Annotated in this window: 8 protein-coding genes; 5 read left to right on the forward strand and 3 right to left on the reverse strand. The window is 62.7% G+C overall.

Features of this window, described 5'->3' with window-relative positions:
- Together EPO09_RS18095 and EPO09_RS18100 are read left to right on the forward strand one after the other, a co-directional pair.
- Positions 1-848, forward strand: an 848-nt coding sequence (locus EPO09_RS18095) for a phosphatidylserine/phosphatidylglycerophosphate/cardiolipin synthase family protein (RefSeq protein ID WP_290645233.1), incomplete at its 5' end; no start/stop codon positions are given.
- On the forward strand, positions 845-1,483 hold the full coding sequence (locus tag EPO09_RS18100; RefSeq protein WP_290645235.1) for a DUF4337 domain-containing protein: 639 nt from the start codon (positions 845-847) through the stop codon (positions 1,481-1,483). The genes EPO09_RS18095 and EPO09_RS18100, both read left to right, overlap by 4 nt.
- A 12-nt stretch (positions 1,484-1,495) precedes the next feature.
- Here the strand turns inward: EPO09_RS18100 and EPO09_RS18105 are convergent, their stop codons facing one another.
- From EPO09_RS18105 to EPO09_RS18115, 3 genes are read right to left on the reverse strand one after another with little or no spacing between them, the layout of a single operon-like run.
- Positions 1,496-2,218: a hypothetical protein gene (locus EPO09_RS18105; RefSeq protein ID WP_290645237.1), complete on the reverse strand. Its 723-nt coding sequence runs from the start codon at positions 2,216-2,218 to the stop codon at positions 1,496-1,498.
- Positions 2,215-3,588, reverse strand: coding sequence for a sensor histidine kinase (locus EPO09_RS18110; RefSeq protein ID WP_290645239.1), 1,374 nt, complete (start codon positions 3,586-3,588; stop codon positions 2,215-2,217). Before EPO09_RS18110 ends, EPO09_RS18105 begins: the two co-directional genes overlap by 4 nt.
- A complete protein-coding gene (locus EPO09_RS18115; RefSeq protein ID WP_290645241.1) occupies positions 3,585-4,256 on the reverse strand; it encodes a response regulator in 672 nt (223 codons plus the stop codon). The genes EPO09_RS18110 and EPO09_RS18115 overlap by 4 nt, the downstream gene beginning before the upstream one ends.
- Positions 4,257-4,341: 85 nt before the next feature.
- Here EPO09_RS18115 and EPO09_RS18120 point away from each other — a divergent pair, with 85 nt between their 5' ends.
- The 3 genes from EPO09_RS18120 to EPO09_RS18130 form a co-directional block, all read left to right on the forward strand.
- Positions 4,342-5,583 (forward strand): TolC family protein, encoded by a 1,242-nt coding sequence (locus tag EPO09_RS18120; protein WP_290645243.1) that lies wholly within the window; start codon positions 4,342-4,344, stop codon positions 5,581-5,583.
- Between the two features lie 12 nt (positions 5,584-5,595).
- Positions 5,596-6,741, forward strand: a complete 1,146-nt coding sequence (locus tag EPO09_RS18125; RefSeq protein ID WP_290645245.1) for an efflux RND transporter periplasmic adaptor subunit — start codon at positions 5,596-5,598, stop codon at positions 6,739-6,741.
- A 1-nt stretch (position 6,742) separates the two neighbouring features.
- A partial coding sequence (locus tag EPO09_RS18130; protein ID WP_290645247.1) for an efflux RND transporter permease subunit occupies positions 6,743-7,965 on the forward strand: 1,223 nt, incomplete at its 3' end.

Below are 7,965 nucleotides of genomic sequence, written 5' to 3' on the forward strand. Positions count from 1 at the left end.
AGCGAGAAGGTGTGTCGGTGCAATTCTTCATGCCCCTGCTGCCTAACATTCGCAGAGGCCGAGTCAACCTGCGCAATCACCGCAAACTGGTGGTCATTGACGAGCAACACGTCTGGAGCGGTGGGCGCAACCTGGCTGCAGAATACTTTGTCAGGCAAGGCCATACGCCGGCCTGGAACGACATCAGCTTCGTGATCAGCGGGCCGATGGCCCAACAGGCGCACGATCTCTATCAACAGGATTGGCAGGTGGCCAGTGGCGAAGTCAGCTTCGTCGACATCCCTGTATGCGCGCCATCCACGCGCACCGACAGCGGCATGATGCAATGGATTCCCAGTGGGCCAGACCATGCGGACGACACCCTCCACGCCTTGCTGTTGGCCGCAACCTACCGCGCCGAACAGCGTATCGTGCTGGTCTCACCTTACTTCGTGCCTGATGATGCGCTGCTGTCGGCCTGGTGCATGGCCTGCCGCCGAGGGGTTCAACTCACGCTGGTACTGCCAGCCAGATCCAATCACACATTGGCCGATGTGGCCAGGGCACCGTCATTGCGTGCGTTGATGGCCGCGGGGGCTGAGGTGATGCTGTACCCGCGCATGCTGCATGCCAAGGCCATCATCGTGGACGACGACATTGCCTGGTGCGGCTCGGCCAATCTGGATGCGCGCAGCCTCTTTCTCAACTTCGAACTCAATACGGCGTTCTATGATGCGCAGAGCATCGCCTGGTTGACGCAATGGGCCTTGCGCCTTGCCAATGAAAGTCAACCCGCGCCGACTCAGCCGCCCTCCGCACTCAGAGAAATAGCCGAAGGATTGGTACGCATCGTCGGCTTTCAATTGTGAATCGCATCACCGCCATGGACATCGACCCCAAAGACCTCATCGAACAAGCCCAATCAGCCACCGAACTGAAGGAGGCCCGCTCTGTCAGATTGAACGCGGCCGTGGCGGTAACGGTGGCCGTGCTGGCCACCTTCATGGGCATCTGCAAGGTCAAGGACGACAACATCGTGCAGGCCATGCAGCAGGCCCAGGCCGACAAGCTGGACCACTGGGCCTACTACCAGGCACGCAATCTTCGGCAGGAAGTGGCCGAAGCAGCCTTGACGCAGATGGAGCTGGCACGCCCTGCCCCTGGCGAGGCCGCCAGCTCGGTCAAAAGCGATGCCTACGCACAGGCCATCGACAAATACCGTACGTTGGCCAAAGAGCAAGCACAGAAAAAAGAAGAGATGAAAGCCGCCGCGGAGCAGGATCAGCTCCATTACGACGCGTCCAACTACCGCGACGATCAGTTCGATCTTTCTGATGCCTTGCTGGCCATCGCCATTGCCATGTTGGCCGTCACGGCACTGACAGGCATGTGGGCGCTGTATTGGGCCGCATTGGTGCCCACTGGTTTTGGCGTGCTGATGGGCGTGGCAGGTCTGGCTGCGCTGCCCATTCACCCAGACGCCCTGATCAAGCTTTTGTCCTGACCGGATCAAGCATCAGAACCGAACGCCGGCTGACAGGCGCCATGCGTCTTCCGCCGAAAAGCTTTGCTTTGGATCGCGTGCAAGGCGCAAGAACCATCGTGGGAAATCCCAGGTGGCGCTGAGCGACCAGGCCCTGATGTAGCCCACATCGCTGTCGCCGGATTTGCGCATCAGATCAAGCGAGAGGCGGTCCTCCTCCACCGGGATGCGTGCCGTGAGGTGCCAATCGGTCTGCCCTGTGTGCAGCCTGTCGTCATGCACCACGAACACGGACCAGTTCTGCCCGTTGGCGAACTGGCGCCCGGCCCCCAGGGTGATCGCGTCATTGGGATCGAAGTTCAGGTTGAAATAGGGCTTGAGGTTGGTCCGACCAAAGCCCATCAGGCCATACCAGTCATGACCGACTTGCGCATTGAGGCTGCCGCCCACGAAGCCCCCGGTTGCTGCCTGGATGGACGGCTGCAACGAGATCATCTCGCTGACATCGATGCTGGTGTCGGCGCCCATCCGATCCTGCGCGCCAAATCCGTGATCCTCGTAATGCCCCAGCCAGACGTGGCTGCCTTCGTGCTGCCAGCGCAGGTTCACATCCTTGCCTTGATCGTCGGCATACTGGTAGTAACCGACCGTGAGCTTGAAGGGATGCTGATCGCTGCCATCGCTTTGCGCGTGGGCCAGGCCCATCGAGGCCAGCCACAACAGGGGCCACAGCGCCGTTGCAGTCTTGTTCGTCATGATGTGGGTTCCTCCAATAAGGGCAGGCTGATCAGGACATGCAGCCCGTGCGGTTCAAGTGATGAGATGGACAAATGCCCGCCGTGGGTTTCGGCAATTTCCTGCACGATGGCCAAACCCAGGCCGGAGCCGCCACGCGCGCTGCCCGCCGGGCGATGGAAGCGTTCAGTGAGCCGGCTCAACTCGTCAGGCGCTACGCCTTGGCCATTGTCATCAACGCTGAGCAGGGCTCGATCTGCATCTCGCTCGACCCGCACGGTGACTTGCGCCTGCGCACCGGCATAGCACCGTGCGTTGTCCAACAGGTTGTTGATCACTTCCTCGAGCAACAAGGCGTCGCCCAGCACGATGGGGTGCGCCTCACCCTCGAAGCCCAGGTCCATATCTGCCTCCAGGAAGGCGGGCAAGCAGCGCATGGCCGCCTGATGAACCAAGGCGTGCAGATCGAGGGGTTTGAAATGGCTGCGAGCCAAGGCGCCCGGCTCCGCGCGGGCCAGGGTCAGCAATTGGTTGGCCAGGCGAGACAAGCGATCCAGACCGCCACGCAACTGCGCCAACGCTTGAGCGTGTCGATCAGGATCGGGCTCGCGCACGGCATGCTCCAGTTCCACCTTCAGCGCCGCCAAGGGTGTGCGCAACTGATGCGCCGCATCGGCAATGAAGCGCCGCTGCATCTGGCTGGCCTTGTCCAACTGCCCCAGCACATCGTTGATGGCGTTGGTGAACGTCTGCAGTTCCTGCGCAACGCCCGCATCAGGCAAGCGCGTGAGATCACCTTGCCTGCGCAGGCGAATCGATTCGGTCAGCACCAGCAAGGGCTTCAACCCTCTGGCCACGGCATCGCGGGCCAGCAACACGGTCAACAGACACAACACACCGCTGAGCGCCATCACCGTTCCCAACACGCGTGAAGCCAGGCGGTGGCGCTTGTTCAGTGTCTCTGCCACCGTGATGCTGACCAGGTGGCCGACGAGATCACGCCGGATGATCTGCACGCTGCGCATGGCCTGCCCTTCTGTCCAGAGATCCGCATAGCGGACGTCCTGAACGCCAAATGGCTGGGCATGCAGGATGGGCTGGCCGGAGACAAGCCCATCACGTGCATCGTCAATGCGAAACAGCACGCGGTCATGCGCATCAAACACGAAGGCCTGCAAGGTCGATCCCGGCAAGTCCACCGTCACATGCTCGTCCTTGAGATGCACAAGTTGCGACAGCGATCGCGCCGAATCCAGCAGCCACTCGTCGTAGGCCTCATCGGCAAAGCGCAGCGCCATGCGGTACACGACCACAGAAGCCAGGGCCGAAAAAACCAGCATCAACACGCCCAGGCGCAACAGTAGCCCTCGGCGCAAGCTGAGCGTACTCAAGCTTTGTTCTCCAGCAGGTAGCCAAAGCCTCGCAAAGTCCGGATCGCCAAGGTGCTGCCTTCCAGCTTCTTGCGCAGGCGGTGGATCAGGATGTCGAGCGCATTGGCACTCATGTCCTGCTCGAAATCGCTCAGGCGGCTGATGAGCTGCTCCTTGGCCTGGACCTGCCCCGCCTTCATGGCCAGCATCTGCATCAGCGCAAACTCCTTGGCTGTCAAAGGCAGTTCCTCCCCGCCTAATTGGGCGCTTCGGGCATCGATGAACAATGTCAAAGGCCCCACCTCCAGTGCGTTGTCCACGCGCCCCCCCTGCATGCGGCGAATCAGGACGCGCAAACGGGCCTCGAGTTCGCTCACGTCAAAGGGCTTGACCAGGTAGTCGTCGGCTCCCAGGTCCAGGCCTTTCACGCGGTCTTCGATTTCATCGCGTGCAGACAGGATCAGCACCGGCATGCGCAGACCTTGCTGCCGCCATGCCTTGAGCAGTTGCAGGCCGTCGGTGTCGGGCAGATTGAGATCCAGGATCACGGCATCGTAAGCCTGCACAGCCAAGGCCGCGCTGGCATGAGAGCCCAGCATCATCCAGTCCACGCTGTAGCCGCCCAGCCTCAGGCTGCCCGCCAGGCCCTCGGCCAGCGGCGCATCGTCTTCTACGAGCAAGAGGCGCATCTTGATCCTGAAAGGTTCACGAAAGGTAGGCGACAGACACTGCCGTCCGACAGGAAGTGTGCCACTGTAGAACAAACAAGATCTCATGAAGTATGTCCTTTACGTGACCGCCATGATGTGGACGGGCCTGGCCGTGGCTGCCCCGGCTCAGGCTGAGGACTGGCCGCTGTCAACCGTGCTGCAAAGGGTTGAGCAGGCCAACCGCGATGTGCAAACGGCGCAAAGAGCCGTCGATGCCGCTCGTGCGGATCAGCAGTCGGCAGGGGTCACCCCACCAGCGCAGTTCAGCCTGTTGAGCCAGGCCATCGATCCGAACAAGCTGGGCAGCGGCAGCGCGTGGCATCGCCCCATCGACACGATTGCCCGCATCGACAAGATGATGGAGCGTGGCGGCAAAGCCGACTGGCGGGTTCGCTCGGCGGAAGCAGGCCTGCAAGCGGCGCTACAGGATCAGGCCGACGCGCTGCGCACCCGCAAACTGGCGGCAGCGCAAGCCTACTGGGACCTCAAGCTCGCGCAGGAACAGATGGCCGCCAGCGAGCACAACTGGCAACTGGCCCAGACCAGCCGAGACACCGCACAGCTGCGCTTGAGCCAAGGTGACCTCTCCCGGCTGGAGGCCACGCGCTTGTCCGTTGAAGCGGAGCGCGCTGCCAACGAACTGGCGCAATCACGCCAACAACTCAACCAGGCCCGCAGTGCCTTGGCGCAATGGCTGGCCATGGGCAACACGCCTGCCTTGCGCGCCAGTGACAACTGGCCGGACACCACAACGCCCGAGGCCACGCAGGACAACGATGCCTGGCTGGCTGCACGGCCCGACGTCCAGGCAGCCACGCGCCGCGTTGAACAGGCGCAGTCTGCCTTGTCCCTGGCTCAATCCCAGCGCAGCACGGACGTGACGTGGAGCGTGCAGTTTGAGCACAACCCCGGGGTTGCCGCCAGGCTGTGGGGCGTCGGCGTGGCCTTTCCTCTTGGCGTAGATGGCCGCCAGGACGGCCCGGTGGCGCGTGCGCTGATTGCCATGAATGAAGCACAGGCTCAGCTTGACAAGACCCGTGCGGATGCCTTGGCCGATCGCGCACTGCAAGCAGACGCGCTGAACACGGCCATGGAACGCATCCAGCGACTGGAAGCACGCCTGCTGCCCCAGGCCAGGGATGCGCTCAAAGGCGTGGAATACGCGCGGCAACAAGGTGCCCTGCCTTTGCAAGACGTGCTGGATGCGCGACGCGCCCTGCACGCAGCCGAGCTGGACACAGCCGCCGCCCATGCCGATGCCGCCAAAGCCCTGGCGGCCCTGACGATGACATCTGACACGAATTAAGACGGTGACACCGTGAAGCTACCTCTCTTCCCCTATGTGCCGGCCGCCGTGGTCGTGGTTCTGCTGGCCATCTACGCCAGCCATTTGCAACACGCGCAAGCCGACGAGGCCTTGGCCGCAGCCGACACCACACGCGTCGCGCCCGATCAACTGCGCTATCCACCAGGCTCTGCGCAGCTGGCTTATCTGAACATCGAAGCAGTCAAGGCGGTCACGCCCCCTGTCATCGAGCCCTTGCCCGCGCGCATCACCTTTGATGAAGATCACGCGGTGCGCGTGTTCAGCCCGGTCGCTGGTCGTACCGTTCAAATCGTGGCCCAGGCCGGGCAGGCCGTCCACGCTGGCGACGTGCTAGCCTGGCTGCTGGCGCCCGATTACGACACAGCTGTAGCGGATCTGCACAAAGCGCAGGCAGACCATGACAGCAAGCACGCAGCGTGGACACGCGCCCAGCATCTGCACGATGCCGGCGTCATCGCCACACGCGACCTTGAAGCGGCTCAAGCCGATGCACGCAGTGCGCAGGCAGAACTGGAGCGCGCCTCGGCCAGATTGCGCGGGCTCGATGGCGTCGGCAAGGACGGTCGCTACGCTTTGCGCGCCCCGATCGCCGGCATCATCGTAGAGCGCCATCTCAATCCAGGCCAGGAACTCCGTTCAGACGCCAGCGATCCGGCCTTTGTCATCATCGACCCAGCTCATCTGGATGTGGTCGCCGATGTCAGCGAATCAGACGTGAGCAAGCTGCGCGTCGGCCAGCACATTCGCGTGCAAGCCGATGGTGCAGATTTGAGCCAGCTTGATGGGCAGATCAGCAGCGTGGGCATCGCCATGGATGCGGCCACACGTCGCATCCCGGTGCGCGCCCACCTGGTCAAACCGCCTGCCGAGGTGCGCCCGGAGATGTTCGTGCGCATGGCCCCGCTGGGCGACAGCGGCCAGACGGCCATCGCCGTGCCCAACAGCGCCATCGTGACGAGCGGCCAGAAGAGCTTTGTGTTCGTGGAGCGTGCACCCGGCAACTTGATCAAGACCCAAGTGAGCTTCGCCACACGTGGCCGCGCCATGAGCTACATCAGCCAGGGCCTGGCCGACGGCGCACGCGTCGTGACCCAAGGCGCCATCTTGCTGGACGCTGAACTGGCATCGGACAACTGACATGCTCGACAGACTGGTTCGTTTCGCGCTCAATCAGCGCGTCTTCGTCGTGCTGGCCGTGATCGGCCTGCTGCTCATCGGCGCCTATGCGGTGGCCAACCTGCCGGTGGAAGCCTTCCCCGATGTGCAGGACGTGCAAGTGCAGATCATCACTCCCTACCCTTCCGGCGCACCGGAGGAGGTCGAACGCACCATCTCCAAACCCATTGAAGTGGAGATGAGCGGCGTGCCGCACATCACGCAACTGCGCTCCATCTCGATGACAGGCCTGTCCGTCGTGACGCTGTTGTTCTCGGACGGCACGGATGATTACTTCGCCCGCCAGCAGGTGCTGGAGAAGTTGCAGAACGTGCAGCTCCCACCCGGCATGACGCCGCAGTTGGCCCCGCTGACAACAGCCGTCGGCGAAATCTACCGCTACACCCTGCACGGCCCGGCAGACATGCCACTGTCCGACCTGCGCACCATCCAGGACACCATCGTGCGCCCGGCCTTGCGTCGGGTTCCCGGCGTGGCCGATGTGGTCACCATTGGCGGCGCGCTCAAAGAGATCCAGGTTCGCGCACGTCCACAGGCCTTGATCAAATTCGGCATCAGCTACCAGCAACTGCAGGACGCTCTGAGCAGCAACAGCGCCAATGGCGGCGGCGGCATCCTCAAGCGTGGAGACGAGGCCCTGGTGGTGCGCTCGCTGGGCTTGTACAAATCACTCGATGACATCCGCCATACCGTGGTGGACGTGCGCAATGGCCAACCCATCACGGTCGACGATCTGGCCGAAGTGGCCTATGGCGAGCGCGAGCGGTCCGGCATCGTGGCCCTGGATCAGCACGACGACGTCGTAGAAGGCATCGTGGACATGACCAAGGGGCAAGATCCCGCCAAGGTCATCGCCGATCTGCACAACAGCATGCAGATTCTGGGCACCCACCTGCCCAAAGGCGTGACGCTCGATCGCATCTATGACCGCCGCGAGTTGATCGAGCACACGGTCAGCACAGTCACAGAGAACATGATCACGGGCGCGATCCTGGTCGTGGCCATCCTGGTCATCTTCCTGCGCAACTGGGGTGCCGCGCTGATCGTGGCCAGCGTGATCCCTCTGTCTTTGCTGACGGCCTTCACGCTGATGCACCTGAAAGGCATGTCAGCCAACCTGATCTCGCTGGGCGCCGTGGACTTCGGCATCATCATCGATTCGGCCGTCGTGCTGGTCGAAGCCTT

It is taken from the genome of Aquabacterium sp., from assembly GCF_004297345.1.
Classification (GTDB): Bacteria; Pseudomonadota; Gammaproteobacteria; order Burkholderiales; family Burkholderiaceae_C; genus Aquabacterium.